This is a genomic window from Vibrio sp. R12-SG2-ISO1 (assembly GCF_059834045.1).
Window position 1 is genome coordinate 95421 of record NZ_JCBDGO010000021.1, and the last position, 26079, is coordinate 121499.

Here is a 26079-nt window from a genome sequence, read left to right on the forward strand (position 1 = left end):
TACAGTGAGCGAGGGCGTCTGTCTAATTAAATCAAAATTAAGCGGCGCTCGTTACTTTTTCAGCGCTGCTTTTTTTTTCGCTTTGCATTTTGGCAAGGAAGTAGACGTTCACACAAGCGATGAAACCGTTGGTGACCACCACTGGCCACGCATCAATCATCAAGCCGTAAGCGGTGAATAAACCACAACCAACGAAGTTTAGAATGCGAAGTTTAACGATATCTTTCATGGTAAGTGAGATAGCGACCATGATAGACGCCGCGTAACCCAAAATTTCAACCATATTCATGTCCATAATTTGACCCTCATAATGTATCTAGGCAGTGTCTGTGCCCGACCCAATTCTTCTCGTCATGAGATAAGTGAGGAAGCTCCGTGCCTCGAATGGTCAGTTGATTAACTGTGGTGGACTATAGCAGGGTGAAATGTGTGACGAAACCCTCAATTTGCGTAACGGAGAAGGTTAGCGATTACGCAAACGTTTTACGTCAAGAGACAAAGGAAAATAACGATTTGTGTTGAACTTCTAAGTCGTTGAGACGTAAAAAAGCCCGCAGGTGATGCAGGCTCGATAAGCAGTAAAATGACGCTGAGGGTTATTTCTTCCCTTGTGCCACTTTGTCTTCTTCAGTTAGTTCGCGAATACGACGGCTGATTTCACGGCGCTCTTTTGAAATTTCAGCACTTTTGATGATGTGGTCATCGACGCGATCTTCGTAATCCGCTTTCATGTTTTTGATGATCTGCGTGATTTCTTCGGTGCTCATGGTTGGCTTGATGTAATCCAGCAGGTTATCGAGCAAATCGACACGTTTCTGGTTATCACGAACTTTCTTTTCGTTATCTAGAAGTTCACGCTTGAGTTTATTTTTACGACGAGCCTGAGCTACGATTTCAAATACACCACTCATAGTAGGTTCCTTTCCTAATTCTCATAAAGACTGACACGATTAAATCACATCATGTCGCAGGTGAATAGTCTTTAGATCAATCATTACAGCATGTTGACGCTTTTATCGCCGGTCACTCTGGGCAAGAGCAACGCAGTGATTGAGCCCATAGGAAAGTTCAGGCTATTATCAGGGAACCTCTTCAAACTGGATTGTTTTCAACATTCACTATGTGTCAATCAATGCTACGTCACTCGTCTATTTTATTTAACCTCGCTTCCGTTGTTGAAGACGACATTGCTACTGCTGTTGAGGCGTCACCCAAGACAGAGAAAGTGGCTAATGCGTATCGCTCTGAACGTACTCGTCAAGAGATCACAGAAGTCGAACTCAACCGTAGCAAGATAGTGATGATGGACAACAATGGTAATATCAAAAGAATCCCACTCATTGGTGAGCACTAGCGCACGACGTTTAGTGCATAGTGCGACATCAAGAGCCACGTTAAGGATCTAACATGAATATAGAACTGACCCCTTTAGAAGCCCGTGTGATCGGTTGTCTCATCGAAAAAGAAGTCACGACACCGGACTATTATCCACTGACACTCAATAGCTTGACAGCGGCCTGTAATCAGAAAAGCAACCGTGAGCCCGTTATGGCGCTTAGCGACTCAGAAGTGCGTGACGCGGTCGATAGCTTGATTACACGCCGTTTGGTCAGTGACGAAAGTGGCTTTAATAGTCGCGCGAATAAATTCCAACACCGTTTTTGCAACACCGAATTTGGTGATTTGAAATTAACCGATAAAGAGAAGGGGCTGGTGTGCTGCCTATTGCTCCGCGGTGCGCAAACGCCAGGTGAACTTCGCTCTCGTACCAATCGACTGGCTGAGTTTGCAGATGTGAAAGAAGTAGAAGCGCTGCTCGACAGCATGGCGTCACGCGAGCAGGGGCCTCTTGTGGTTAAGCTCCCTCGTGAGCCTGGCAAACGTGAATCTCGTTATCAGCATCTATTCAGTGGCGCTGTCGATATCGACGTTATTCATCAAAGCCCTGTTTTGGCGCCGGCAGCCGGCGATTCTGACGCACTGCAACGCATCGAGCAATTAGAGCACGAAGTCGTAGAGCTCAAAGCCTCCCTTGAGGAACTGAAAGAACAACTTGCGTTATTGACGTCATAAAAAATGACGACAAGCGATAAGGAAGCTCCGTGCTCGGCGTGGTACGTCTATTTTGTCCGTACCCGCTCAAACTCACTGTATTGTGGGATAACCACAGACGTCGAGCGCCGATTCTCCGAGCATTGCGGCGGAAAAGGCGCCAAGGCGCTGAAAGGAAAAGGCCAGCTAATCCTTGCCTGGTCGAGCTATGTCGCGGACTCGCGCAGTCAGGCCAGCAAGGTCGAAGCGCGGTTAAAGAAACTGAGCAAAAGCAAGAAGGAAGCGATCGTATCTGGTCACTTGTTATTCACTCAGGCGATTGATGTTTGATAAATAAAAGATTTACCTGATGGGTTGTAATATTTTGTATTAATCTTAGAGATGAAATCATACTAAAGGTTGATATGGATATGAGACTAACAACGAAAATTTCATCAGTGGCAATGTTAACAGCACTTTCGTTTTCAGCGAACAGTGCGACGTTTGTCGCGGACGCTCGTGGCAACGGTATGGGCAACACAGGCGTCACGAGCGCTGACTACCTGCTCGGCGCGTTTTATAACCCTGCTTTAGTGGCCGTTCATCGTGAAAATGACGACTTTGGTTTATTGCTTCCATCGATTGGGGCAAACGTTCGAGATGGAGACGAATCGCTCAAAGTGATTGACGATTTGCAAGACACGATAGACCGCTTTGACCCGAATAATCCAGATCCTGCAACAGAGGATCAGCTCAACGCCTACTTGGATCAATTGGCGGATGATAAACCATTAGGTGTGAATGGTGGCGCTGGCGCTGCAGTTGCGTTTCCCATCAACACCCTCTCAGCAAATGTCTTTGTGCGCGGTTACGCGGATGTAATAGGCAAAACCAACATTGATGACGATTCAGACACTCAGGCCCGTTATGAGAACTCAACTGTTAATTTGTGGGCCTTTGGTTACACAGAAGTGGGTGTGGCTCTTGCAAAGCGCATCACGCTTGGTGGTCAAGACATTGCCATAGGTGTCACGCCGAAATACCAAGAGTTGAGAACCTATAAAGAGACGATTTCTGTCGAAGATTTCGATATTAGTGACTACGATCAAAGTGAAAACAAGCAGAGTCACTTCAATATGGACCTCGGCTTTGTCTGGTTCTATCAAAACTTTCGTTTAGGCATAGCCGCAAAGGATCTGTTTAGCAAAGATATCGAAACTTTAGATGGGCTCGATAAATACGCTTTTAATACTCAGGTGACCGCTTCGGGTTCTTACGTATCAGACTATTTTGTTGCGGCATTGGATGTTGATCTTACCAAACAAGAGCGTTTCGAAGTATCTGCTCTAGGTGTAGAGGATGATACCCAGTTTGTGCGCTTCGGTATTGAAGGCAACGCATTTGGCTGGGCACAACTGCGTTTAGGTTACCAAGTTGATTTAGAAGAGACGTTAGACGATTCAGTGACGGTTGGCTTGGGTATTAGCCCCGGTGATTTAGTCAGTCTTGACCTTGCTGGCAGTTACGCGGGCGACAACCAATTTGGCGCCTCTGCAAACTTGGCATTTACCTTCTAAAATATACTGTTAGGACTGATCAAACAAACGCTTGTTTGATCAGTCTTTGAGGTTAACGTGGCGACAAAAGCGTGTTACTGTACAAAAGCTCGTTAAACGGCGTATTTGGCAACAGTTGGCTAGAGTATAATGAGAAAAAACAATAACCTAATAAAAAAGCTTGGTGCAGGCTTGGTGCTGTTTTCTATGGTTACCACAGCGCAGGCCACGCAGGTACTTGATGGGTATTGGCAATATGACCAATACTTGGACGAATTTCCAACACAGCGAGTGCTGACCGAATCTCTTGGGGAGGCAGTGCGAAACGCGCCGGTTCCACTAGCGGCTAAGCAAGAGAAATCGATTTCTATTTCTGTTATCTATCCTGGTCAGCAAGTCTCCGATTATTGGGTGCGTAATATCAAAGCTTTTGAAATGCGCTTAGATAGGCTGGGCATTCGTTACGAAATCAATCAGGTATTTACCCGTCCGAATGCGGATGTTCGTCAGCAGAGTTTGTCATTACTCGAAGCAGTACAAAGTAAAACTGACTATTTAATCTTTACCCTTGATACCACTCGACACCGCAAGTTTATTGAACACGTACTGAGTTCGACTGACACTAAACTCATATTGCAGAATATCACCACGCCAGTTCGGGCTTGGACCGATCAGCAACCTTTTTTGTACATAGGATTTGACCATATCAAAGGTACGGAGGTTTTAGAACAACACTATAAAAAAGTCACGGACAAGCAAAGTCGTTACTCAGTGCTTTATTTTTCTGAAGGCTACGTCAGTGATGCGCGAGGTGATACCTTTATCGAGGCGATGAGTCACCATGACAATTATGTGTTGTCTTCATCGTTTTACACTCAAGCGACGCGTGAGTCAGGCTACGAAGCGGCAAAACTGGCTTTAGAACGCGATCCTTCGATTGAGTTTATGTACGCATGTTCAACCGATGTGGCACTTGGTGCATCAGATGCGCTTAAAGAGCAAGGGCGAGAGGATATCTTGATCAATGGATGGGGTGGGGGAAGCGCCGAATTAGATGCGCTTGCCGATGCTCGTTTGTCGTTTACTGTAATGCGCATGAATGATGATACTGGCATCGCGATGGCAGAAGCGATCAAATGGGATCTAGAGAGTAAACCTGTTCCGCAAGTTTATTCTGGTGATTTTGAATTGGTCACAGCAGATGACGATTCCGAGCGGGTGCGGTCGCTAAAGCAGCGCGCATTTAGGTACTCAGATCAACCATGAGCAAAACCGTGAGTCGGAGCAAGCACAAACTTGCCACCTTATTGACTAACTCAATTTTCTTGACCATTGTGTTTTTAACCATGGTCATGTTGGTGCAAAACTACCAAGTGAATCAACAGGTGGTTGAGCAAGAAGTCGCGCGTTCCAAGCAGCAAACTCAGAGTCTTGTTCAGGAAAATTTCAATTACCGCTTGAATGCGCTTGAGATCCAACAAGACAGCTATAGCTTAAACGATGGTTTGTTCGAGGCTGTTGCGCGAAACGACGACGACGCCGTCATCCGCATTTTTGACGGCATTGACCAACGCACCGCCAGTCTTGCACCGGATTTTCGATTTGTCGCCTCGCGTGATCAAGTTGTCTGGGCGGATTACAATTTTCAATTTTATGGTATCACCCAAGCGCAGATCCAACACCTCCATGATGAGACGGTGGCAAGTCGCGCTTGGCGTTTAGAGCAATTGCCGACGCCACTCGGCGTGCGTTATGTTCTGCTTCGGCGCACCGCCATTGTTAACTTAGATACTGGTGAGGTGTTTGGCCACGCTTACATTGCTGTGGTGTTGAATGACAACTTCTCGTGGGTCAACTCGATACTTAAAGCAAGTAACGCCAACGATTTGATGTTCGTCGTGGGTTCAGACATTATCGCATCGAGTACAAAAAACAGTGATTTGCGTCATATAGATTGGCTTGCCGCTGCCTCAAAGTCGTTCAATGCCAGTGAATTTACGGTGTCAAAAACCGATCTAACCATCAACGAGTCGCCCACTTATTTATCGGTTTATACCATCCAGAGCAATGAACACATCATGTTGTTTGTTAAAACACGCTACATCTGGATGGTTGTGATAGCCGTACTCATTGTGGCGATTACGGTATCGACACGCTATTGGATTGGACGTCGCTTATCGAGCGAACTGCAAACTTTGATGGATTACACCGAAAGCACGTCCGAGTCGATGACACTCGAGCCCTTTCCGGGATCCACAATCAAAGAGTTTGACCACATAGGTCATGCCTTTCAAAGCTCGTTTCAACGTATTCGTCAACAGGAAAAGCAGTTCACTGATTTGTTCAACTTCTCCCTCTCTCCAATCATGCTATGGGACGTCAATGGTGAGTTGATTCGTATGAACCCTTCTGCAGAGCGCGCGTTTCGAGAGAGCAGTCGCGCCAGTGAAGGGGGAGCAAGCATGGTTGAGTGCCTTACCCCTCATATTCGAATGTGCGCCAAAGGCGCGACGCTCACCGGCATCAATACCAACATAGGCACTAAGACGTACCGATGGAATCTGTCTCCCATTCACGTTGACAACACAGAGCTACAAATCATGGCTCAAGGTCAAGATGTGACGAGCCTGATTGAGGCCGAAGAGCAGAGCAAGCGTGCCCGAGAAGAGGCGCTTGAATCAGCACGTATGCGCGCCGATTTCCTAGCAAAAATGAGCCATGAATTGCGCACGCCACTCAACGGTATATTAGGGGTCTCACAGTTACTTAAACATAAACTCAAAGAGCCGAGCAATATCGAGAAAGTCGATGTGCTATGTAATAGTGGCGAGCACTTGCTGGCGGTGCTGGACGATATTTTGGATTTTTCCAAAATCGAGCGTGGAAAATTTAACATCGAACGCATTGATTTTAAGCTCAGTGAGCTTACCAGTGCGGTCGACAATATTTTTAGACCACTATGCGAAGAAAAAGGTATCGGTTTTGTTGTGGAAAGTAATATCTCGGACCAAGTTTGGGCGCATAGTGATCAGGTTCGTTTGAATCAAATACTGTTTAATCTTGCCAGTAATGCGGTCAAGTTTACTCATCATGGTCAGGTGACGGTGCGTATTCATCTAGTGGGTGACGAGGGCGAGCAATTACTCGAAATTGTCGTCGAAGATACCGGAATAGGTATTGACGGTGAGCGGCTTAAACACATTTTTGAACCGTTCGTCCAAGCGGAGTCGACGACCACTCGCGAATACGGAGGCAGTGGCTTAGGTTTAGCTATCGTGCATAGCTTAGTGGAAATGCTCGATGGTACCGCGGATATTGAGAGTACCAAGGGCGAGGGGACGCTCTTTTCTGTTCAACTGCCTATCCACACTAAAATTGCCGATGAAAAACAAGCACAAAGTGGGTTGCAATTTGATCCGAAAACCTTTTTCGATCGCGCGCTCTCAGTATTGCTTGTTGAAGACAACCATACCAATGCCTTTATTGCCAAAGCCTTTTGTGAAAAGTACGGCATGGAAGTGACGTGGGTAAAAGATGGCTACAATGCCCTTGAGTTGTTGCAAGCTCAGGTGTTTGATTTGGTATTGATGGACAACCAACTGCCTAACCTTGGTGGCATCGAAACGACGGCAAGGATTCGCAGTGAACTCCAATTAACCGTGCCTGTTTTTGCTTGTACCGCAGATGGAATGGAAGATACGCGCAGAGCCTTTGAACAAGCTGGAGCGAATTACGTCATCGTCAAGCCGATCAAAGAGTCGGCATTGAATGTTGCGTTCCACTACTTTAAACAACATTTCTATACCTAGTCGAGGTGAAGCAGCCACCCTATTCGTTTGGTAGGGCGTTTAAAACTTCGAATGCAAATGCGCTTGTTCTAGAAACAACGTCTTTAACTCGTCAGTCAGCTCAAGTTCAGGGCTAAACTTTATGCCTAATTTATGACCTGATTTTTCCTTGTTGATACTGACAATGGAGTATTTGGGCGGCTTAGGCAAGGTTTTCGATAGGTCATTGTGCAACTCTATGGCGCTGCTGGTGGAGAGTTCGTTTTCACCAGTAATAAACACCGCACAGCCTGAAACAGATACATCGACGATCGTTGCCTGATAGCTGACGTTGTTTGCGCGTATCTCGACAGGCATATGAACAGAGAACCGTTCATGATCGCGGATGGTTTTGGTGGCGAAATGACTAGGCTCACGGACGCACAACATGTGGCAAGGTTGATTCAGCTTGCACATCACAGACGATTTAAACGCAACCACATGACCGAGTTTACTGGCGGTGATTCCTCGAACAATCACTTCAGTGTTGGTCAATTTTCGCATGATCAGCGCTTCGGCGGCCTTTTGAGGAAAATCTAAAACGAAGAATTGAGATTCTTTATGGCCAATGTAGCTCGATGTAAAGCTAAACTCATCGTTGGGGCCAAAATTGAGTGTGACAGACAGTTTCACTCCGGGTCTAAGCAGTGTGTACAGTTCGTCGAGCGTTTCGTGGGTGTGAGTCATAGGTATCATGTAACCCTGTATCAGGTTTCTTGTTAATCACTATAATGAAACCTGACACATAATAAAGCCGCAATCACGAAAAATATGACACCGATTTGTGATGCTGTTACACAGCGCCCTCATAAACAGGTGCATCCTGTTTGCAATGACAAATCGCAATATAGTCACTGATGGCGTCAATTTGCTCTTGAGTGCACAATAAATGCAATTTTGAGCGACGCGTCAGTACATCGCCTGCTTCATACCCCATCTCTGTAGTGATGAGAAAATCGATTTCTCGTTGATAGACACCTTGCGCAAATTTCATTCCCAAGTCTTGCTCTTTTTGCGCATTACCAAGAAGTAAGAAGACGCGCGAACCATAGGCTCTTAACCAACGATTGAGTGTATATGAATCGAGATAGGGAGCCTTGGTCTGAAGTGCGGACTTCGCATCTTTCCAATCAAAATCTAAACCACCCGGTAAAGGTGTCTCTGCTGTCCAAGCCGGTAATACCTCCAAATATTGACTCAGCTGCTCCATTGCCGCTTCAGCCAGTTTTCGATAAGTGGTCAGTTTCCCGCCAAAAACGGACAGTACAGGCGCATCGCCATTACGCCCATCGATAGATAGCGTGTAATCACGAGTGATGGCTTGGGGTGAGTCGGACTCATCGTCACACAGTGGTCTTACGCCGCTGTAGTCTGAAATGATGTCTTGAATCGACAGTTGGTGACGAAAATGTCGGTTTACTACGTCGAGGAGGTAATGTTTCTCTTCATCGGAGATCGCGACCTTGCGTGGATCTCCTTGATACTCGACATCAGTGGTCCCTATGATTGAAAACTTCTCCATGTATGGAATAACGAAGACGATGCGTTTATCTTCGTTTTGCAGAATATATGCTTGAGGTTCATCGTGAAGTTTTGGCACGATGATATGCGACCCTTTAATCAGGCGGATGCCATAGGGCGAAGTGACGTTCGCTTGCTGAGTGAGAAATTCTCTCACCCAAGGACCTGCTGAATTAACCAGTGTTTTACTTAGACGCTCGTGTGCGACGCCGGTGCGTTTATCGTAGAAAGTGACGCGCCATAAGCCCTTGTCTCTGACTGCTGAGGTCACTTCACAATAGTTGCTGACTTCGGCACCATTTTGTTTCGCGTGAAGAATATTCTCAATCACCAAGCGTGCATCATCCACCCAGCAATCGGAATACTCAAAACCGGTCTTTATGTCGGCCTTGGTAATGCTCTGGTTGTCGAGCATGATCTTTTTGCTCGCGGGTAGGGTGGTTCTTTTGCCAATGTTGTCGTAAAGAAACAGCCCAATTCGGATCATCCAAGCCGGCCTTAAAAATGGTCGATGCGGTAAGCGAAAGCGCATTGGGAATGCGATGTGGGGGGCTTTCTTGAGCAACACTTCACGTTCGGCGAGCGCTTCCGAAACTAAACGAAACTCGTAATGCTCTAAATATCTCAGCCCGCCATGAATCAGTTTTGAACTCGCAGAAGAGGTGGCACCGGCAAAGTCTTGAGCCTCATATAGCCCAACCTTTAACCCACGGCCTGCTGCATCCGCAGCTATGCCAGCACCATTGATTCCGCCACCAATGACGATAACGTCCAACGGTTCATGGGAGGAGTGTGTCAACAAGCTTGCGTCCATTAATTTTCTCCAAAATGCTCATTCGCTCATTATTATGTTCATTTAATCACGAAAAAACAGGTTCGAATAGAGATGAAATGAAAAAAGTTTGAATATGATCCAATCAGACTATCGAACGAATCAAAAAAACCTCGGCTGAGCCGAGGTCCTAAAACTTTTCATCAATGAGTGGCGTTTATTTTCGGGCGAGTTTTTGATGGGCTCTTGAGAAGTGATCCGCACAGAATGCACCGACAATGGAAAGCTCACCCGCCAGGCAAAGTGCGGCGGCCATTTCAGCGAGCGCTTTTGCGTGGCCAGCACCATACAGCCCGAGAATTTCCAAGCAGGCTCTTTGGCTCGGCAGGCCAGTCCCACCGCCAACGGTACCCACCATCAAGTTTGGCAGTGTGACGCTAGCATAGAGGTCGCCTTGTGAGTTGACTTCCATTCGAGTCATTCCGATGGCGGATTCAGCGACGCAGGCTGCATCTTGACCACATGCGATGTACAAAGCCGCCAGCGCATTCGCATAGTGCGCATTGACGCCAATACTGCCAGACAACGCAGCGCCAGTTGTGGTGACTTGTCCAAAGCGAGCCATTTTTTCCGGCGTCGTATGCAAGTAGCGCTCAACCAACGCGCGTTTTATCGTGACTTCTGCGGTCACTTTTTTGCCTCGTACATGGCGTAGAGTGTAGTTATTGGCTTTTTTATCCCCTGACAAATTGCCGTCGAGAAACGCTTCTTTGGGTTCTATGGGGGTAGTCTTGAGGATGTGGTGATAAACCTCATTGGTCGCGATAGTCACCATGTTTTGCCCACTCGCGTCGCCCGTGTGGTATTCAAACACCAAGTAGACGTGGTTCCCCTCAATATTGACATTGATATCATGCAACTTACCGTGAGAGGTCGTGGTCTCGGCAATGTGTTTGAACTGTTCATATTGGGTGGTGACCCAAGCGACAAACTGGCCCGCCTCAGCCAGTGTTTCAAATACAAACACCGGCGTGCGTGTAACGCCTTCGTTGAGCAGCATTGCGCTGGCCCCGCCCGCCTTAGTGATCAACTGAGCGCCCCGGTTGTATGACGCGACAAGAGCGGCTTCGGTGGTCGCCAGTGGAACCAAATAGTCGTCTTGTGCGTGTAGGCCGTTTACCCGCAACGGGCCGGCGATGCCTACCGGGACTTTTACCGTGCCGATGAAGTGCTCGATATTGCGGTCAAAAATGGCACAATTTTGCTCAGTCTGATCATCAAGCAACAATAAGCGGTCGGTGAGCGCCGAGAGTGTTTTCCACCGTTGGTTTAGCGCTTTCTCGGAGATGTAAGGGCTCGGCGTCAATCGGCGTGACGGTTTTCCTTCTCGAGGCGCAAGTTGTGAAGTTAAGTCATACTCCTCATCTTGCGTCTGGAAAGGCGTGTAGGTGTTCGGGGCGGCGTGATTCATTTTGGGCATAGTGATAAACGTACAAAAATAGTGATAAACGTACAAAAATAGTGATAAACGTACAAAAAGTGTTAGGCATTCTAACGGGGTGAGGTTTGAACTCAACACCGAATCAAGAAGCAGCGAAACAGGATTGAGGAAAATGGGCAACTGGCTGCGCGAGTTGGTTTTGGGACAAGGTCTTACACATGGATATCTAATAAGGTTCCAATCATATCTTGATCGCGTTGAATGACATTTGTACCGATTTTGCTGTATTGCTCCGCTTGTGTCAGCTCGGCGAGCGGCTGGATGTGGTCAATTACCGGTACTTTAAATTCGACCTTATTGAAATCGAGGGATTTGTCTTTAAGTGGGATCGGGGCATTGGTCTGGTTGTTGATCTCGAGCGCAGCCTCTTCAGCCATGCGAGATGACTGGTCGATGATATGATAGCCAGATTGTATTGCTGAAACAGACATAAGCGCCTCCACTTACTCTAAGCTTAAGGTGTCTGCCTGCATTGAGCAAGTTTGATTACGAAAAGAGGCTTGTGATCATATCTAGCTCATCATCTGAGATAATCGATTCACTAGGATGATCCAATTTGGCGTTGATATCACCAAGAAGTGCGCGTAACTGCTGAGGTGATAGGCTCTGCAGCTGCGTGCGGATAATCTCAAATTGTTGTGGTGACATATTATTAACCCCACTTAGCATCATGTGCTCAAGTTCAGTTGTGAAAGAGATGTCTCCGTTCATCGTCTTACGCCTGTGCGAAAATTCATACAAATCGTAAGGGATTGTGCTGTTTTTTTGTCCGAGTTTTGTCAGGAAAAGTGAGATGACAGCAATTTCATGACTCTGTATTAGTGGGGCTTATCACTCTTACGCTGAATTTATTAGCCAGTGAATGCAACTCAGGAATCATTCGATAGATAAGGTGCAGCTGTTGCAACACGAGACGCACCGAATTGTCGTCTTCTTCACGCCACTCACTTAGCCTAGAGGTAATCGTCGGATCTTCCGCAATCACAAAGTCTTCAGCGTAAGGTTTACGATTTAAACGCATGCGCAGCAGTTCAAGATGCTGGTGAATCAGCCGGTGGGTATCCAGAATCAATACATGCGTTTGTTCGTTGTCGATGCGGGTACGGTGCGCGCCTAACGCTGAGACATAACTCAGCAGCGCATGGTTTAAGGTTAAAAAGCGGAAACTCTCATCTACGGCGCTTCGATAGCGCCCAGGCTCTGCGAGCATGGTCGATATGGCGGCAGTGAGGTTCGCGTCACTATTGTGCGCCGCTCGTCGAGCGATTCGGTAGGCCAGATTGTCTTTTTTACCCACGCGATATTGGCCAATGATTTGGGCTAAATATGCTTGATTCGCAGCGATAGCTTCGGCCATCACGGTGTGCAATCGTTTAGACTGCCAATCCGGGAGAATATACGCCACCGCGCCAACGGCCAGTAAGCAGCCTATGATCGTATCCGCGAGACGAGGAAGCACCACCGAGTAGCCTTCTCCTAGTTGGTTGAAGCTAAACAGAACTAAAACGGTAATAAAGCCTGTTGCGTAGCCATAATTCGCCAAACGAAAGGCAAAGAAGGCGACACCCGATGCGACAATCAGCACCAACTGACTCTCTTGTGAGGGGAAAAAACTCAGCAGTGGCACACCAACCAAAAGACCAGCAATGGTACCGACCACACGGCCAATCAGTTTTTGTCGAGTCGTGCTGTAGTTGGGTTGGCAAACGAACAAGGTGGTGAGCAAAATCCAGTAGCCATGGTCAATATCAAACGCTTGGATGATGCCGTAACCTACCGTTAATGACAGAGACAGGCGTAGCGCATGGCGAAACAGAATCGAGTCACTGTTGAGGTTGGATTGTACCCGCTGCCACATCGATTTGAGCGTGTGCGCTTCGGTGTCATCCAATTCATCCTCTTCGGGTTTTGTGGTGTCTGGGTTGCTGACGTTGGCGAGCAGTTTTTCCACCATGGCTAAGTTGTTAAACAAGTAACCAAGCTGCGCTAGCAGAGGTTTCCATGTGGGGTGATTTTGCGCTTGGAGGTGCGCCAATGAGTTTTGCAGTTCATCCAGTGCGATGACTGAATCCGTATCGTGTTGATACGCTTTGCCAGTCATGATGGCTTGACTGATGCGCTGACATGCCTGTTTTTGCGTGTCAATAAGGTGTTTGAAACGAAACAAAATATCGGAACGCTCAAAGTGTTGCGCTAATTCTTGGTAACGATAGTGGCTCGAACTTAACCGCTCATGGATATCTTGCGCAATAAAGTAGATATTAAGAAAACGGTCGCTGGCGCTGTCCACATGGCCACGTTTTGAGCGGCTGAGCAGCGTCGATTTGCACTGATTGAGCGCAGTGACGGTCGCCGCATTGCGTTTGGCCTCTTCGATACGCATCGGTTGTGGATTCAAATTGGTCACTGGGTGAAACAATTGGCTTTTCAGATCTAGGTAATGGCTGAGTTGATAAAAAACGGTAGATAAACTTTGTTGTACCGGTTGCAACGGCCAAATTGCAAACCAAACCATAGAAACCAGGAAATACCAACTCGCACCAGTAAGCAGTAATATCGGTTGGAACCAACTGTCACCACTTTGGTCAATGCCGAGCATGGTGTAGATAGCGATCAATAACGAGCCAAAGGCGATACTTGCGTAGCGACTACCGATTGCGCCAAGCATGATAAAGCCAAATGTCGAGGTGAACAGACCCAGAGCGAACAGCCAAGGCGTATCAAACAACAGCTCTATCGAGAAGGTGGCGATCGCGAAACAGATCAAAGTGAGTGTGATCGACTTTAACCGCCCAACAAAGCTATTGTCGGTTTCAGCCAGCGCCGCCGCGATGATACCAAGAATCAGTGGGACTAATAGCGTCTGCTGCTGCCAATACCAGGCAGGCACTACCGCGCCAAGCAGCGTGATTAAAATCAGTAAACTGTTATTAAACGTTCGGTTCACCCACAGGAGGCGAAGTTGGTGCAAATAGGGCACGGGCGTCTCTTCTTGGTTAGCTTTGGGGTAAACATTACCACCGACTCTATGGTAACTAACTGATCGAGGTAATGAAATAGGTCTGTTCGATGCGCAAATGACCCGCCCAGCCCTTGACTTATGTAGCAAGGTTCTGAAAAGTAGGGGCATCGCATTAACGTTTAGAGTTTGCGAGTTGATTATTGACGCCAAGGAACCTTGTGACATGCAGTTAAGTGCATCCCCATCCGCTACATTTTTTACTCAAAACGAATACCACCACGTCGAACTGGGCGAGCAGGAGTTGATTCTACGATCCGAAACGAAAGAAACACGGGTGCCTTTTCGTGTTTGGGATGGGCGAGTCAAAGTCAAAACGGGGATTGTATGGAGTGGGCTCGAGTTTTATAGCCACATTGATGGCGGTAAAGAGCGTCGTTGGATTGTTCAGGGCCTTAGCCCAAAAGCGTGTCGGCAATTCGCGCTGCACGCGGTGGCCAGTTATGAGCAGTGGCACGCCACTCAATGCCAACAGCTCAACCAGTATGTGCCAGAGTGGGAAGCGGCAATCGATCGTCAACTGCGTCGACCTACGTTCTTAAGGCAGTCGATGTTAGCTGCGTGGAATACGAAAGTGATGGACGATTTAGCATGCATGCGCATGACACTCGAAGAAGCTGAGTTGCGGATGCCAAAGCGCTTAGCGCCACTGCTACCGTGGATTGAAGAGACACAAACGTCACTCCAAACTCGCAATCATCAATGGATGGAAACCGAACTCGAGAATTGGGAGGTACTGTTTTCACGCATCGAGTCCTCGCCGCTTAACCTTTCTCAACGCCGAGCGGTACTACTCAATGATGACAATAACCTGATTTTAGCCGGCGCGGGTTCGGGTAAAACCAGTGTATTGACGGCGCGAGTGGCCTACTTGCTGCAAAGTCATTTGGCGCAAGCCAATCAGATTTTAATGCTGGCGTTTGGTAAAGACGCTGCAAGCGAAATGAAACAGCGCCTTGAGAGTAAAATTGGTCTGAGCGCTGAAGGGGTGGAAGTCAGCACATTTCATAGTCTAGGACTGAAGATATTAAATGATGTTGAATCCAGTCGCGTTGAGATTTGTCCCGTCGCGGTGGACGATAAGTTGCGTCACGGATGGTGTGTCGACTGGTTGAAAAAGCACTGGATGACGCCGACCAACTTTAAGCGTTGGCAAAAACATTTGGTCAAGTGGCCCATCGCCTATTTGGCCGGGGATGATGAGTTAGGCAGTCATGTTGAAAACCCTAAACTCATCGCATGGCTAGAGAAACAGTTGAGTCAATTGGCTGCAATGGGTGTATCGAAGAAAGAGCTGCAGCAGCGATTGGTTGAGCACCCTGACTACACTCGTTTGAATAGCGAACTCTCTTTGGTGTGGCCTTGTTATCAAGCTTGGCAGCAGATGCTGAAAGAGCAGCAGCAAGTTGACTTCAATATTATGATTTCAAGAGCCGTCGACTATGTGAAGAAGGGCAAGTTCCGCGCGCCTTGGAAATACATCATGGTGGATGAGTATCAGGATGTCTCTCCCGCACGTCTTGCTTTGATTGAAGCGCTGTGTACGCAAGTTGAACCCAATGACGAGGAAGATGGCTGCGCGTTATTTGCCGTCGGCGACGATTGGCAGTCCATCTATCAATTTGCTGGATCTGACGTTTCGTTGACGACAGGGTTTAGTGAACGCTTCCAACATGCGACCATTCACTATCTCGACACCACTTACCGTTTTAACAATCAGTTGGGCGCGGTTGCCAATCGATTTGTGCAGCAAAATCCACAGCAGTTGCAAAAATCACTCAATAGCCACAAACAACAAAAGAGCAAAGCGGTGACACTGGCACCTGCAGGTCAAGTGGAAAAAATCCTTGATCAACTTGATCGTAACGCCAAGCAAACAACCCAAGTGATGTTACTCGCCCGAAATCACTATCATCGCCCTGAACTGCTCGACGATTGGCAGAAACGGTTTCGACAATTGTCGATAGAATTTATGACTTGTCACGCGAGCAAAGGACGTGAAGCCGACTTTGTGATTATATTAAATGTGGATGAGGGGCAGTTTCCAGCTCGAGTGAAAGCGCTCCATTTGGACGGCGCCTTGACACAATCACAAGAAAGCTACCCGTTTGCAGAAGAACGGAGACTGTTCTACGTCGCGCTTACACGCGCAAAGAAAAAGGTTTGGGTAACCTTCAACGGCAGCGGTTCGAGTTTTGTCAAAGAGCTGCTTGAAGAGGATTACCCGGTCAGTATTGTGAAATAGCACCGCGAGGAGTGGCCGATGGAATTTTGTATTGCGCTCACCACCACCAACAGTCAAGCGCTTACTGAGCGAATCATAGATGCGTTACTTAAAGAAAGGCTTGCTGCTTGTATTCAAACCATGCCCATTGAGAGTCACTATGTCTGGCAAGAGCAAGTGTGTCGTGACAACGAAACCTTACTGGTGATCAAAACGACTCAGAGCAACTACGTTGAAGTCGAACAAAAGGTGGTGGAGTTGCACGATTACGACACCCCGCAAGTCGTGCAAGTGCCCATTGTCGATGGTTTCAACCCTTATCTCAGTTGGCTTGAGGCAAACACTCGTCGTTGAACGGACATCAGAGCGAGTGCGCTTAACGCGCCCAAGGTGTCCATCAGCATGTCTTTTTGCGCATCCCATATATCACCTTGGGAACCGAGAAAGGCGATGCCCTCATCGCCACCCGCCAATTCAGCGTACCACCACTCAATGATTTCATAGCCCGCTGCCAGCGACATCATTGAGAATAGGGCAAAACACGCAGACAGCCCCCACGGTAGCTTGCGTTTTCTCATCAGGTATTCCGCTATCGGATAGGCGTAAAGGCCGATAGAGAAATGGGCAACGCGGTCAAAGTGATTTCTCTCTGAGCCAATGAGTTGGTTGAACCAGTCAAAGGGGACCTCAGCAAACGTATATTTTGCACCAATCGTGTGTAATACCAGCCAGACGAACATCAGAATGTAGGCCGTATGGCTAAATACGTAGCGCTGGGATAACCACCAAACAATCGCCAGTATCGCCACGGCAGGCACAATTTCAGCCAACCAAACATGAATTGAACTTGGGTTAACAACAGAAAATAGAAACACTGCGCTATAGATTGCAGTGAGAAACTTCAGGGTTTTTAGGTGTGTTGTACGCATAGTCGCTTACGGTTTGATTGATATGCTACTGTTTTACCATTAAATAAAACGCTGTTCAATTGTAACTTTCACTCTGCCGATCTCGCTTTATGTTGAAATTCCGCTTTGCTGCACACTCTTCGTGCAAACACTTACGTTACCTGTAGTCAACATTTGATTTACCTCTAGGAGGCACATAGAATCGAGTCAAATTCTAATAACGAGTAAAGAAAGCATGAAACTGGATACCGTTGATTACCTTGCTGACGATGCCGCAGAGCAATTTGTTCAATCCCTGAGAGAGACCGGCTTTGGTGTGTTAAAAAACCACCCAATTCCGCAAGAGTTGGTCGAGTCAATTTACGAAAATTGGTACCAATTTTTTACCTCAGAGCGCAAAAATGATTTCCACTTTAACGTCGAAACGCAAGATGGTTATTTCCCGCCTAGTGTCTCAGAGGTCGCGAAAGGTCATACAGTAAAAGACATTAAAGAGTATTTTCACGTCTATCCTTGGGGGCAGATTCCTGAGGAGCTCAAAGCACAAATTCTTGATTACTACCAGCGTGCAGACAGATTTGCCCAAGAGCTGCTCGGCTGGGTTGAAGCTCATGCGCCGAAAGAGGTACAGGAGAAATTCTCGATTGCGCTTTCTGAGATGATCAATGGTAGCCAGAAAACCTTGCTACGCATTCTGCATTACCCCCCAATGACGGGCGATGAAGAGCCTGGCGCCATTCGCGCAGCGGCTCATGAAGACATTAACTTGTTGACCGTATTGCCCGCCGCCAACGAACCGGGCTTGCAAGTGAAAAGTAAAGAGGGTGACTGGATCGATGTGCCTTGCGATTTTGGCAACCTCATCATCAATATTGGTGATATGTTACAAGAAGCATCCGGTGGCTATTTCCCATCGACCACGCATCGCGTGATCAATCCAACCGGCGCTCGCCAAGAGCACTCACGCATTTCACTGCCGCTCTTTTTGCACCCCAAGCCTGAGGTTGTGCTGTCAGAGCGTTACACTGCCGACAGCTACTTGATGGAACGCCTACGTGAGTTAGGGGTCATCTAACCCTATCAAGCGGATGAGAATCGAGTCGCCTTTGGTGGCTCTTTTTTTCGCACAGAATAACAGTTGTTATCTGTTTTACTCGACAAATGGTAGAGGATCCATTTAAGTAAAAGAAAAACGGTGAAGGATCCTATGGGTAATCAGCAAGCACTCGCGACGTCGTTTCAGCAATACATGGAAAACCCTCTGCTTTGGCCAATCCTCGAAGTGCTACGCAAAAAGCCGTCGGGGTGGAAGGTTCACACCTTAGCGGCTCATCTTAGTGAACTTGGTTATATGCCTGAGTTGGATCCTTTGCCAGAAAAAGATCTCTTTAAACGCAATTTCTTGATGATGAACGCCCTGTACCAACTGCAAGAGACGCTTTACCCAGATAATTGGCTGCAAGTCCAGGCGATGAATATTGTCCTTTTACCGACGCTACAAAGTCATGGTTTTGCGATTGATACCGATGATCCTTTGCGAGATTACTACACCCAGTGGTCCAATTATGAAGCAGAAGAGGGCGAAGTGAAGCGTCTGCTGAATGAATTTTGGAGTCGCTATCAGAGGTTTCTTGGGGGCAATCATCATGAAGATATGGACCGCCGCAAAGCACTGTCACTATTTGAATTGCCTCAAGAGGCGACACAGACAGAGATACGAAAAACGTGGCGTAAGTTGGCGCTGAAGTGGCACCCTGATAGAGAGAATGGCAACAGCGAACGATTCCGAGTACTGTGTGAAGCGTGGAACGTGCTTCGCCAGTAAAAAGGGATTCTAGGCAGACAAACCGTGGACAGCAAACCGAGCGGCTGCTGTCCATATTGTGACCACGTCACATATTCAACGTTTTATTGACCTTTAAACTGCGATTTGCGCATGCGGTTGAGCGCGGCCATGACGTCCAACACACGCGGTTTAGCAAGGTCACCTTGATTGGGCATAGTGTGATGCCACTGGTCATTGAGCATTTGTGCCACGTCTTTAGCAGGGTTGGCAGACCAACCAGGACGCTGAGCCAACTGAAACCACAACCAGCCAATCGCGTTCACTTCTGAGCTAGATTCCAACTGCTCAAGAGCCGAAAGGTCGGTAAACTCTTTGCCAAAACGCAGTGAATCGACGCCTTTCGCCGCAACGCGAAACTTGCCGTCTGCCAATACCGCTTGTAAAGCAGAGCAATTCAATTTACGAGGACGGAAAGTAGCGAGCGCTGATTCGGCTTCATTTTGACGCGTGGTTGGGTGCTCTTGCGTAACAAGTTTCGCTTTTTCAGTCACATCGATGGCTTGGTAATCGTGCATTTGAATCACGGTATCCGCCACATCTAGGTAATCGCCTGAGCCCCCCATAACAACTATGGTCGAGATGTCCAATTCATCACGTAACTGGCCAATGCGATCGACCAAGGGTGTGATCGGTTCATCACCTTTTGCGACCAAAGCCTGCATGCGCTCATCACGAATCATGAAGTTGGTGGCTGAGGTATCTTCATCAATCAGCATCGCTTTCACGCCAGCTTCAACGGATTCTTGTAACCATGCTGCTTGAGAGGTCGAACCGGACGCGTCTTGGGTTGAGAAATGAGCCGTATCTTTGCCCATCGGCAAGTGGTTGATGTAGTTTGACAGGTTCAAGTCATGCACGCAGCGCCCGTCTTCGGCGCGGATTTTCATCGCTTCGCTGCTGGTGACGACCCATTCTCTGCCATCGCCGGCAATGTGGTTGTAAATAGAGCGTTCGATAGCGCTCAGTAGCGTCGATTTGCCATGAAAGCCGCCACCAACGATCAATGTAATGCCAGCCGGAATGCCCATACCTGACACCGCACCGTGATGAGGGGTATGGAACGTCACTTCAAGCGACGGCGGCGAGACAAACGCGACCGCTTCTTTCATTGGCAAGTCAGAGTTACCGGCCAAACGCGGCAGCACGGCGCCATTACCAATAAAGGCGACTAAGCCACGCTCATCCAGTTGATCTCGAATCGCTTGTTGATCTTCCACACCTTGGCAATGTGCAATCAGAGCGGCTTTATCTAACTCGCGCTCAATCGTGGCACGACGGATAAATTTAGGTAGGTGAAAGGTGAGGAGGTTAAGCGCTTTTTTGCCAAGGACACTGCGTCCTTCTGCGGGTAAATTAACCCGAAAACGCAGCTCTATGCCTTCGTCAGTAAACATCACCGCAGTGGAATCCATCACAGTTTGACCCGTTAGGGCGATGCTGATGAGGTTTTCTTGTTTTGCCAGTTGAGCAAAGGTGCGGGCGATAAAGTCGCGTGCCGCAATTTGATAGACAGCAGATTGCTCACGTAGCCAGTCTAATCCGGTCAACGACCAAGGGCGGAGTGCGCGCACTCGTGATGCTGACGCATGTGGGTCGGCTTGAACGTAGTCGATGTGAAAGGTGTAATCGCCAAAGTCGTATTGACCTTTGATTTGCTGATAAGCGCGATAGTTCTGCTTTTCGATTTTTTTAAGGGTGGCGGTTAACTGATCCATGACTGGCTCACTATAGAATTTTGAAAGCGTGGATTATAGAAACCTGTCGGCGCAGAGTAAAGGTAAACTACCGACGAATAAGGTGCTAGAGGTCAGCGGAGCCTAGAGCACTCGCCGCGCGAGGAAGGCACGGCGAGTAGGGGAAGTTACGCCTCTTTTGTTTCGATAAATGGGGCTAAATCGACATCAGCGTGATAATCAATGGCATCAAATCCGAAACCATTCAAATTGAGAAACTCCTGCTTGTAGCCTTGATAGTCACCAAGCTGTTTGAAGTTATCTTGGTTCATCTCTTTGAGTAGGAGCGCCACCTCATCCTGAACGGGCTTGGCCAATTCAAGATCGTCAATACGTATTAACCGTTCGCCATCAACCTCTACTTTTGCTTGATTGTAGAGCTTGCTTGCGTAGAGCCGTTGCATTTGCTCGATACACCCTTCGTGCACGCCTTGCGCTTTCATCACTTTGTAGAGCGCCAAAAGGTAAGGCGTTAATCCAGGGATAAATACACTTGCCTTAGTGACCAGCGCCTTGCACACACAAGCGAATGCGCCGCCATCGAAATTGGCTAATTTCAAATTTAATGAATGGCTAGTCTGATGCAAATCGACTTTGGCTCTTCCAAGGGTGCCATCAAGATAGATAGGGTGGGTGATCTCAGGCCCGATGTAAGAAAAAGCAAGCGTTTGACAACCTTGGGCAATCGATTCTGAGTTGATTAAGGTATCCACCCAGGCTTCCCAATCCTCGCCGCCCATCACTTTTTGTGTATGATGCGCTTCTTCTTCCGTTGCGGGCTCTAATCGGGTGTTGATCCACGCATCGTGCTCGAGATCGATCGTTGCACCGGTAATCGGTTCAAACATTGGCTTAATGGCTGAGCGCCACACTTCACCGGTGTCAGGGTTAGGTCGCAGGCCGCTGGCGACACTGTAGATAATTAAATCGACTTCGCCTTCAAAATAGGTTTCTATCGCTTCAACGACTTCGTTCTTGATCGCTGAAGAGAACGCATCGCCATGAATATTTACCGCGATTCGTCCTGCCTTTTCAGCATGCTGTTTGAAGAAGTAGTCATTGAAGTAACCTGCGCTGCCTACGCCTTTTTCACTTGGGCTACGCTCAAAGGAGACGCTGATGGTATCAGCTTGAGCCCCGCCAAACGTCAGAGCGATACGCGATGCCAAACCAAACCCTGAAGAGCCACCAATGATTAGCACACGTTTTGGTCCGTTTTTGATCGGCTCTGCTTGTTGTACGTATTGGATTTGACGGAGGAGAGCTTGTTCACAGCCGTAAGGATGCGCACTGCGAGCTACCACACCTTGTATTACTGGTTCAATTATCATGAAACTTTCCTTAGAAACGGACGTTGTCTGATTAACCTAGCGTAAAAATAGGTAAAGTTTATTGAGCCAGACCAATGACAAGTGATTATCTATCAGTATTTACAGAAATTTTACCAGCTCGTTGGCGACAAAATCAGCGATCCAAGGTTGGGCTTCAGGTTTAGGATGCAGTCCGTCGTTCATCATCCATTGAGGCTCTGTGATGACGCCTTCAAGAAAGAAAGGCAGCAGTGGCACATTGTGTGCGTCTGCCACTTTGGGATAAACGGCTGAAAACGCTTGCGTATAACGCTTACCGTAATTGGGTAATACATGGATTTGCATTAAAAGCGGCATTGCCCCTTGCTGTTTGACTTGTTCGATGATGGCCGAGAGGTTGTTTTCGACCACGTTAGGTGGAAATCCGCGCAAGCCATCGTTAGCGCCAAGCTCGATTAATACGTAATCCGGCTGATGCTCACTTAGCAGGCTAGGCAGCCGGCTGAGGCCGTTACCTGAGGTATCTCCAGAGATACTGCCATTAATGACCGCAAGATCATGGCCTTTGGTTTTCATTACATTAGGTAACAAGGTAGGCCATGCTTCTTCAATCGACATTTGATAACCTGCACTCAGGCTATCTCCTAAAACCAATAGCTTAGCGCTATATGCGGGTTGAACAAAAACGAGAAAAAAGACCAAGGAAAGTAAACGAATCATGCAAACATCCATCATTCAAGCAACGTCATTATCAAAAATAGTCTCCACTAAACAGGAGCAATTAACAATCCTTGAAGAGGTAAATCTTGAAATCTTTGCCGGAGAGAGTGTGGCGATCGTCGGCACATCCGGTGCGGGTAAGTCCACCTTGATGACGTTGTTAGCCGGTCTCGACATCCCAACAAAAGGCTCAATCCAGCTGCTAGGTAAAACTTTATCAGAGCTGGATGATGAGCAAAGGGCGAAAATACGCAGTGAATCGGTTGGGTTTGTTTTTCAGAGCTTTTTGCTGATACCGAGTTTGAGCGCGTTAGAGAACGTTACTTTGCCATGCTTACTGAAAGGCGAAGACGAAAACATTGAGCGCGCAAAAATGTTGTTAACGTCGGTAGGACTTGAGCATCGAATGCATCACTCTCCCTCTCAGCTGTCAGGGGGTGAACAGCAGCGTGTTGCTTTGGCGCGCGCTTTCATGATTGAACCGAAAATCCTCTTCGCCGATGAACCGACGGGAAATCTGGATGAACACACCGCAGCGAAAGTGATCGAGCTGTTGTTTGAACTCAATAAACAGCACGGGACGACCTTAGTGCTGGTGACCCATGACAGCGAGCTAGCACGTATGTGCGATCGCACCATAGTCATGTCGGCTGGTCAGATCAAAGGAGAGTAGGGATGGCACACTCTCGTTTAAACTCCCGTCTAGTGCGCTGGAGTGTCAGTGAAATTCGTCAAGGCCAGCTCTGGCCGATTGCCGCCGCGCTGACGTTAATTATCGCCTGCATCTTTGCCTTAACTGCTTTAGCGAACCGCATGGAGCAGGTCATCGTCAAACAGGGCAAGCAAGCGTTAACGGCGGATGTGCAGTTCAGTAGCTCGAATCCTCTGCCCGAAACATTGCTACAAAACGCCGCGGCATTGAATATGGACACTGCGCGTCAAACTCGCTTTGCCACCATGGCGTTTAGTGACGCGCAGATGAAACTGATCACCGTTAAGGCGGTAGAGTCGAACTATCCGCTGCAAGGTGATTTTCGCTTAAGTGATGGCCAAGGGGAAAAAGCACGAGTAGCGCCTGGTGAGCTGTGGCTTGACGAGCGTCTATTTGCCCAGTTAGAGGTTACTATTGGTGACGCCGTCACTATTGGTGATGCCGATTTCACCGTTACAGGACGTGTATTAGAAGAGCCAGGGCTAAGCTTCAATCCATTTCAGCAAATGCCGTCGGTCTTTATCCACATGGATGACATCGATAAGACAGGCGCTATTCAGCTCGGCAGTCGCGTGCGCTACAACCTATTTTTGAATGGCGACGACACCAGCATAGAGACGCTAAAAAGCCGCATTGAACTGACCCCAAGTGAACGTTGGCGAGATCAAAACAGTGCCAGTCGTACCAACGATGTTTTCCAGCGCACTCAGCAATATTTGTCTCTCAGCGTCGCGATTGTAGTCATTATGGCCGCAACCACATTGGTACTGACCTGTCAGCACTACGTCTCTACTCGCACCAAGACCATTGCCATGTTGAAAAGCCTTGGCGCCACAAAGCAGTGGATTGTCCGCTGGCTTTCTATTCAGGTCGCGATACTGCTACTGACAGCGAGCGTGCTTGGCTTACTGATCGGTGTCGGGTTAGAAGTGTTACTCCGCATTCCTCTGGTTGACTTGCTACCTAATCCACTCCCGAGCTATGGCTTGACGCCTGCGCTGGTCGCGCTTGCCAGCAGCGTGTGTATCGCCGTACCTGCCCTTGGGATTCCTCTTCATCGTTTAGTGAGTGTCAGTGCGGTCAATGTGATGCAACCCCAAGCAAGCGACACGGGCCATAAGTCAAAGTGGTTGATTCTGGTGCCTGTCGTGCCGATGCTCGCGGCATACTACGATAACATGTTGGTTTGGATTGTCATGCTGGGTATGGTGCTGCTGTTTGTGCTGCTCGGCGCGGTGAGTCTGCTTGTCACCAAGCAGTTAGCCAAAATGCCACTGAGTACGTCATTCAAATTGGCGCTCTCGCGCATCAACCGCTCAATGACGGCAACCGGTTTGCAATTTGGCGCTCTTGGGCTTTCTTTGATGCTGCTGGCCGTGATGTGGCTCGTTCGCACTGATCTACTCTCTGATTGGCAACGTACTATTCCGCCAGATGCGCCGAATGCCTTCGCTCTGAATATCGCACCTTACGAAAGAGAGGCCTATTTAGAGGTGTTGGACCAAAATGGGATCACTCGCTCCGACGACTATCCCATCATTCGGGGCCGCTTGACGAAAATTAATGGGCAAGATGCGAAAGAAGCCTCTGATGGCGGAGAAGGCAACGACGCACTGCGTCGTGAGCTCAATTTTACCTACGCCGAGGGGATTCCTGCACACAACGAGTTGCTTGAGGGTGAGTGGACTGAAAAGGGCGGCGTGTCCGTTGAGTCGGATGTCGCTAGCGATCTGGGTCTAGCGATTGGTGATGAGCTTGAGTTTGTGATTAACGGCCAAACGATAATTGCGATGGTGAATTCTGTGCGTGCCGTAGAATGGCGTGATATGAAGCCTAATTTTTACTTCATTTTTACGCCGGATGTGCTAGAGCAAATCCCAGCGACGTTTTTGGTCAGCTTTCGCGTCGACGACCAACATGACGGGTTGCTCAATACTCTGTCAAAGGCGCACCCAACGGTTAGCTTGATGGATATTCGTCAAATGGGTGAGAAAATCCAATCGCTGCTTGAGCAAATCGTTTGGTCGATTACCTTATTGGCGGCACTTGGCGTCTTGGCAGGGTTACTTTTGATCTTTACGTTGCTGAGGCTAAGTCTGTCACAACGTAAATCAGAGATGCAGCTCTACCGAACGTTAGGTGCGAGTCGAAAACGGGTCACGCGCACCATTTGGGCAGAATATGGCTTGATGGCATTGATTGCTGGTTTGATTGCCGCACTGGGGGCAGAAGCCGTAGTCGGTGGGATCATTTACTTCGGTTTTGATCTCACCCCAAGCTTGCATTATTTGTTGTGGTTAACCATGCCAATCATCACGTTTTGCACACTGGCGTTGGTTGTTTTCAGTATGATTAAAAAACTGTTAGCCCCTATAAATAAAGAGTTTAGCTGACGCTGT

Annotated in this window: 24 protein-coding genes; 12 read left to right on the forward strand and 12 right to left on the reverse strand. The window is 48.0% G+C overall.

What is annotated here, in order from left to right:
* Positions 1 to 37 precede the first annotated feature (37 nt).
* Entirely contained in the window at positions 38 to 295 is a 258-nt protein-coding gene (locus tag AC6R10_RS15255) for a YgjV family protein (RefSeq protein ID WP_334551815.1), read from the reverse strand.
* Between the two features lie 301 nt (positions 296 to 596).
* Positions 597 to 911: a DUF496 family protein gene (locus tag AC6R10_RS15260; protein ID WP_334551816.1), complete on the reverse strand. Its 315-nt coding sequence runs from the start codon at positions 909 to 911 to the stop codon at positions 597 to 599.
* A gap of 221 nt (positions 912 to 1132) precedes the next feature.
* On the opposite strand from AC6R10_RS15260, the gene AC6R10_RS15265 reads away from it, so the two are divergent.
* From AC6R10_RS15265 to luxQ, 6 genes are all read left to right on the forward strand, one after another.
* Positions 1133 to 1354, forward strand: a complete 222-nt coding sequence (locus AC6R10_RS15265) for a hypothetical protein (protein WP_500656909.1) — start codon at positions 1133 to 1135, stop codon at positions 1352 to 1354.
* Positions 1355 to 1407: 53 nt separating this feature from the next.
* Positions 1408 to 2073, forward strand: a complete 666-nt coding sequence (locus AC6R10_RS15270; RefSeq protein ID WP_500672767.1) for a YceH family protein — start codon at positions 1408 to 1410, stop codon at positions 2071 to 2073.
* A 3-nt stretch (positions 2074 to 2076) separates the two neighbouring features.
* Entirely contained in the window at positions 2077 to 2382 is a 306-nt protein-coding gene (locus tag AC6R10_RS15275) for a GIY-YIG nuclease family protein (RefSeq protein ID WP_500672768.1), read from the forward strand.
* An 80-nt stretch (positions 2383 to 2462) separates the two neighbouring features.
* Complete coding sequence (locus tag AC6R10_RS15280) at positions 2463 to 3608, forward strand: conjugal transfer protein TraF (protein ID WP_487902896.1); 1146 nt, start codon at positions 2463 to 2465, stop codon at positions 3606 to 3608.
* A gap of 186 nt (positions 3609 to 3794) precedes the next feature.
* Positions 3795 to 4853: an autoinducer 2-binding periplasmic protein LuxP gene (locus AC6R10_RS15285; protein ID WP_500672937.1), complete on the forward strand. Its 1059-nt coding sequence runs from the start codon at positions 3795 to 3797 to the stop codon at positions 4851 to 4853.
* Complete coding sequence (gene luxQ, locus AC6R10_RS15290; RefSeq protein WP_500672769.1) at positions 4850 to 7396, forward strand: quorum-sensing autoinducer 2 sensor kinase/phosphatase LuxQ; 2547 nt, start codon at positions 4850 to 4852, stop codon at positions 7394 to 7396. Before AC6R10_RS15285 ends, luxQ begins: the two co-directional genes overlap by 4 nt.
* 39 nt (positions 7397 to 7435) lie before the next feature.
* On the opposite strand, the gene AC6R10_RS15295 is transcribed toward luxQ, so the two are convergent.
* The 6 genes from AC6R10_RS15295 to yccS form a co-directional block, all read right to left on the reverse strand.
* The gene (locus AC6R10_RS15295) at positions 7436 to 8101 is read right to left on the reverse strand and encodes a PilZ domain-containing protein (protein ID WP_500672770.1); all 666 of its coding nucleotides are present in this window, start codon (positions 8099 to 8101) and stop codon (positions 7436 to 7438) included.
* 106 nt (positions 8102 to 8207) lie between these two features.
* Positions 8208 to 9749 carry a glycerol-3-phosphate dehydrogenase gene (glpD, locus tag AC6R10_RS15300; RefSeq protein ID WP_500672771.1) on the reverse strand — a complete coding sequence of 514 codons (1542 nt, stop codon included), beginning with the start codon at positions 9747 to 9749 and terminating at the stop codon, positions 8208 to 8210.
* A 175-nt stretch (positions 9750 to 9924) separates the two neighbouring features.
* Positions 9925 to 11187: a hydroxymethylglutaryl-CoA reductase gene (locus AC6R10_RS15305; protein ID WP_500672772.1), complete on the reverse strand. Its 1263-nt coding sequence runs from the start codon at positions 11185 to 11187 to the stop codon at positions 9925 to 9927.
* A gap of 173 nt (positions 11188 to 11360) precedes the next feature.
* Positions 11361 to 11639, reverse strand: a complete 279-nt coding sequence (locus tag AC6R10_RS15310; protein WP_500656821.1) for a hypothetical protein — start codon at positions 11637 to 11639, stop codon at positions 11361 to 11363.
* Between the two features lie 55 nt (positions 11640 to 11694).
* Positions 11695 to 11919: a hypothetical protein gene (locus tag AC6R10_RS15315; protein ID WP_334551826.1), complete on the reverse strand. Its 225-nt coding sequence runs from the start codon at positions 11917 to 11919 to the stop codon at positions 11695 to 11697.
* Positions 11920 to 12013: 94 nt separating this feature from the next.
* Positions 12014 to 14188, reverse strand: a complete 2175-nt coding sequence (yccS, locus tag AC6R10_RS15320) for a YccS family putative transporter (RefSeq protein WP_500656820.1) — start codon at positions 14186 to 14188, stop codon at positions 12014 to 12016.
* A gap of 205 nt (positions 14189 to 14393) precedes the next feature.
* Between yccS and helD the strand changes: the two genes are divergently transcribed.
* Together helD and cutA are read left to right on the forward strand one after the other, a co-directional pair.
* Positions 14394 to 16472 (forward strand): DNA helicase IV, encoded by a 2079-nt coding sequence (helD, locus tag AC6R10_RS15325; protein WP_500672773.1) that lies wholly within the window; start codon positions 14394 to 14396, stop codon positions 16470 to 16472.
* An 18-nt stretch (positions 16473 to 16490) separates the two neighbouring features.
* A complete protein-coding gene (cutA, locus tag AC6R10_RS15330) occupies positions 16491 to 16805 on the forward strand; it encodes a divalent-cation tolerance protein CutA (RefSeq protein ID WP_487902905.1) in 315 nt (104 codons plus the stop codon).
* On the opposite strand, the gene AC6R10_RS15335 is transcribed toward cutA, so the two are convergent.
* A complete protein-coding gene (locus tag AC6R10_RS15335) occupies positions 16769 to 17380 on the reverse strand; it encodes a DUF2238 domain-containing protein (protein WP_500672774.1) in 612 nt (203 codons plus the stop codon). The two genes, cutA and AC6R10_RS15335, sit on opposite strands and share 37 nt — an antisense overlap.
* A gap of 214 nt (positions 17381 to 17594) precedes the next feature.
* Here AC6R10_RS15335 and AC6R10_RS15340 point away from each other — a divergent pair, with 214 nt between their 5' ends.
* Together AC6R10_RS15340 and AC6R10_RS15345 are read left to right on the forward strand one after the other, a co-directional pair.
* Positions 17595 to 18434, forward strand: a complete 840-nt coding sequence (locus AC6R10_RS15340; RefSeq protein ID WP_500637632.1) for an isopenicillin N synthase family dioxygenase — start codon at positions 17595 to 17597, stop codon at positions 18432 to 18434.
* 132 nt (positions 18435 to 18566) lie between these two features.
* Complete coding sequence (locus AC6R10_RS15345; RefSeq protein ID WP_500634067.1) at positions 18567 to 19184, forward strand: DNA-J related domain-containing protein; 618 nt, start codon at positions 18567 to 18569, stop codon at positions 19182 to 19184.
* An 83-nt stretch (positions 19185 to 19267) separates the two neighbouring features.
* Here the strand turns inward: AC6R10_RS15345 and AC6R10_RS15350 are convergent, their stop codons facing one another.
* The 3 genes from AC6R10_RS15350 to AC6R10_RS15360 form a co-directional block, all read right to left on the reverse strand.
* Positions 19268 to 20920, reverse strand: a complete 1653-nt coding sequence (locus tag AC6R10_RS15350; protein ID WP_500672775.1) for a P-loop domain-containing protein — start codon at positions 20918 to 20920, stop codon at positions 19268 to 19270.
* Between the two features lie 146 nt (positions 20921 to 21066).
* The gene (fabV, locus tag AC6R10_RS15355; RefSeq protein WP_500672776.1) at positions 21067 to 22269 is read right to left on the reverse strand and encodes an enoyl-ACP reductase FabV; all 1203 of its coding nucleotides are present in this window, start codon (positions 22267 to 22269) and stop codon (positions 21067 to 21069) included.
* A 99-nt stretch (positions 22270 to 22368) separates the two neighbouring features.
* Positions 22369 to 22968, reverse strand: a complete 600-nt coding sequence (locus tag AC6R10_RS15360) for an arylesterase (RefSeq protein WP_500634027.1) — start codon at positions 22966 to 22968, stop codon at positions 22369 to 22371.
* Here AC6R10_RS15360 and AC6R10_RS15365 point away from each other — a divergent pair.
* Positions 22967 to 23641 (forward strand): ABC transporter ATP-binding protein, encoded by a 675-nt coding sequence (locus AC6R10_RS15365; RefSeq protein WP_500672777.1) that lies wholly within the window; start codon positions 22967 to 22969, stop codon positions 23639 to 23641. The genes AC6R10_RS15360 and AC6R10_RS15365 overlap by 2 nt on opposite strands.
* Before the next feature lie 2 nt (positions 23642 to 23643).
* Entirely contained in the window at positions 23644 to 26073 is a 2430-nt protein-coding gene (locus AC6R10_RS15370; protein ID WP_500672778.1) for an ABC transporter permease, read from the forward strand.
* The last annotated feature ends 6 nt before the right edge of the window (positions 26074 to 26079 follow it).

Excerpts from the sequence above, each read along its gene's own strand:
- AC6R10_RS15285 (WP_500672937.1), top strand. The coding sequence starts at position 3,795 with ATGGTTACCACAGCGCAGGCCACGCAGGTACTTGATGGGTATTGGCAA.
- AC6R10_RS15280 (WP_487902896.1), top strand. The coding sequence starts at position 2,463 with ATGAGACTAACAACGAAAATTTCATCAGTGGCAATGTTAACAGCACTT.
- AC6R10_RS15255 (WP_334551815.1), bottom strand. The coding sequence starts at position 295 with ATGGACATGAATATGGTTGAAATTTTGGGTTACGCGGCGTCTATCATG.
- AC6R10_RS15265 (WP_500656909.1), top strand. The coding sequence starts at position 1,133 with ATGCTACGTCACTCGTCTATTTTATTTAACCTCGCTTCCGTTGTTGAA.
- luxQ (WP_500672769.1), top strand. The coding sequence starts at position 4,850 with ATGAGCAAAACCGTGAGTCGGAGCAAGCACAAACTTGCCACCTTATTG.
- AC6R10_RS15365 (WP_500672777.1), top strand. The coding sequence starts at position 22,967 with ATGCAAACATCCATCATTCAAGCAACGTCATTATCAAAAATAGTCTCC.
- fabV (WP_500672776.1), bottom strand. The coding sequence starts at position 22,269 with ATGATAATTGAACCAGTAATACAAGGTGTGGTAGCTCGCAGTGCGCAT.
- AC6R10_RS15295 (WP_500672770.1), bottom strand. The coding sequence starts at position 8,101 with ATGACTCACACCCACGAAACGCTCGACGAACTGTACACACTGCTTAGA.
- AC6R10_RS15335 (WP_500672774.1), bottom strand. The coding sequence starts at position 17,380 with ATGCGTACAACACACCTAAAAACCCTGAAGTTTCTCACTGCAATCTAT.
- AC6R10_RS15340 (WP_500637632.1), top strand. The coding sequence starts at position 17,595 with ATGAAACTGGATACCGTTGATTACCTTGCTGACGATGCCGCAGAGCAA.
- helD (WP_500672773.1), top strand. The coding sequence starts at position 14,394 with ATGCAGTTAAGTGCATCCCCATCCGCTACATTTTTTACTCAAAACGAA.
- AC6R10_RS15315 (WP_334551826.1), bottom strand. The coding sequence starts at position 11,919 with ATGAACGGAGACATCTCTTTCACAACTGAACTTGAGCACATGATGCTA.
- AC6R10_RS15345 (WP_500634067.1), top strand. The coding sequence starts at position 18,567 with ATGGGTAATCAGCAAGCACTCGCGACGTCGTTTCAGCAATACATGGAA.
- AC6R10_RS15360 (WP_500634027.1), bottom strand. The coding sequence starts at position 22,968 with ATGATTCGTTTACTTTCCTTGGTCTTTTTTCTCGTTTTTGTTCAACCC.
- AC6R10_RS15370 (WP_500672778.1), top strand. The coding sequence starts at position 23,644 with ATGGCACACTCTCGTTTAAACTCCCGTCTAGTGCGCTGGAGTGTCAGT.
- AC6R10_RS15305 (WP_500672772.1), bottom strand. The coding sequence starts at position 11,187 with ATGCCCAAAATGAATCACGCCGCCCCGAACACCTACACGCCTTTCCAG.
- AC6R10_RS15310 (WP_500656821.1), bottom strand. The coding sequence starts at position 11,639 with ATGTCTGTTTCAGCAATACAATCTGGCTATCATATCATCGACCAGTCA.
- AC6R10_RS15275 (WP_500672768.1), top strand. The coding sequence starts at position 2,077 with ATGACGACAAGCGATAAGGAAGCTCCGTGCTCGGCGTGGTACGTCTAT.
- glpD (WP_500672771.1), bottom strand. The coding sequence starts at position 9,749 with ATGGACGCAAGCTTGTTGACACACTCCTCCCATGAACCGTTGGACGTT.
- AC6R10_RS15260 (WP_334551816.1), bottom strand. The coding sequence starts at position 911 with ATGAGTGGTGTATTTGAAATCGTAGCTCAGGCTCGTCGTAAAAATAAA.
- AC6R10_RS15350 (WP_500672775.1), bottom strand. The coding sequence starts at position 20,920 with ATGGATCAGTTAACCGCCACCCTTAAAAAAATCGAAAAGCAGAACTAT.
- cutA (WP_487902905.1), top strand. The coding sequence starts at position 16,491 with ATGGAATTTTGTATTGCGCTCACCACCACCAACAGTCAAGCGCTTACT.
- AC6R10_RS15270 (WP_500672767.1), top strand. The coding sequence starts at position 1,408 with ATGAATATAGAACTGACCCCTTTAGAAGCCCGTGTGATCGGTTGTCTC.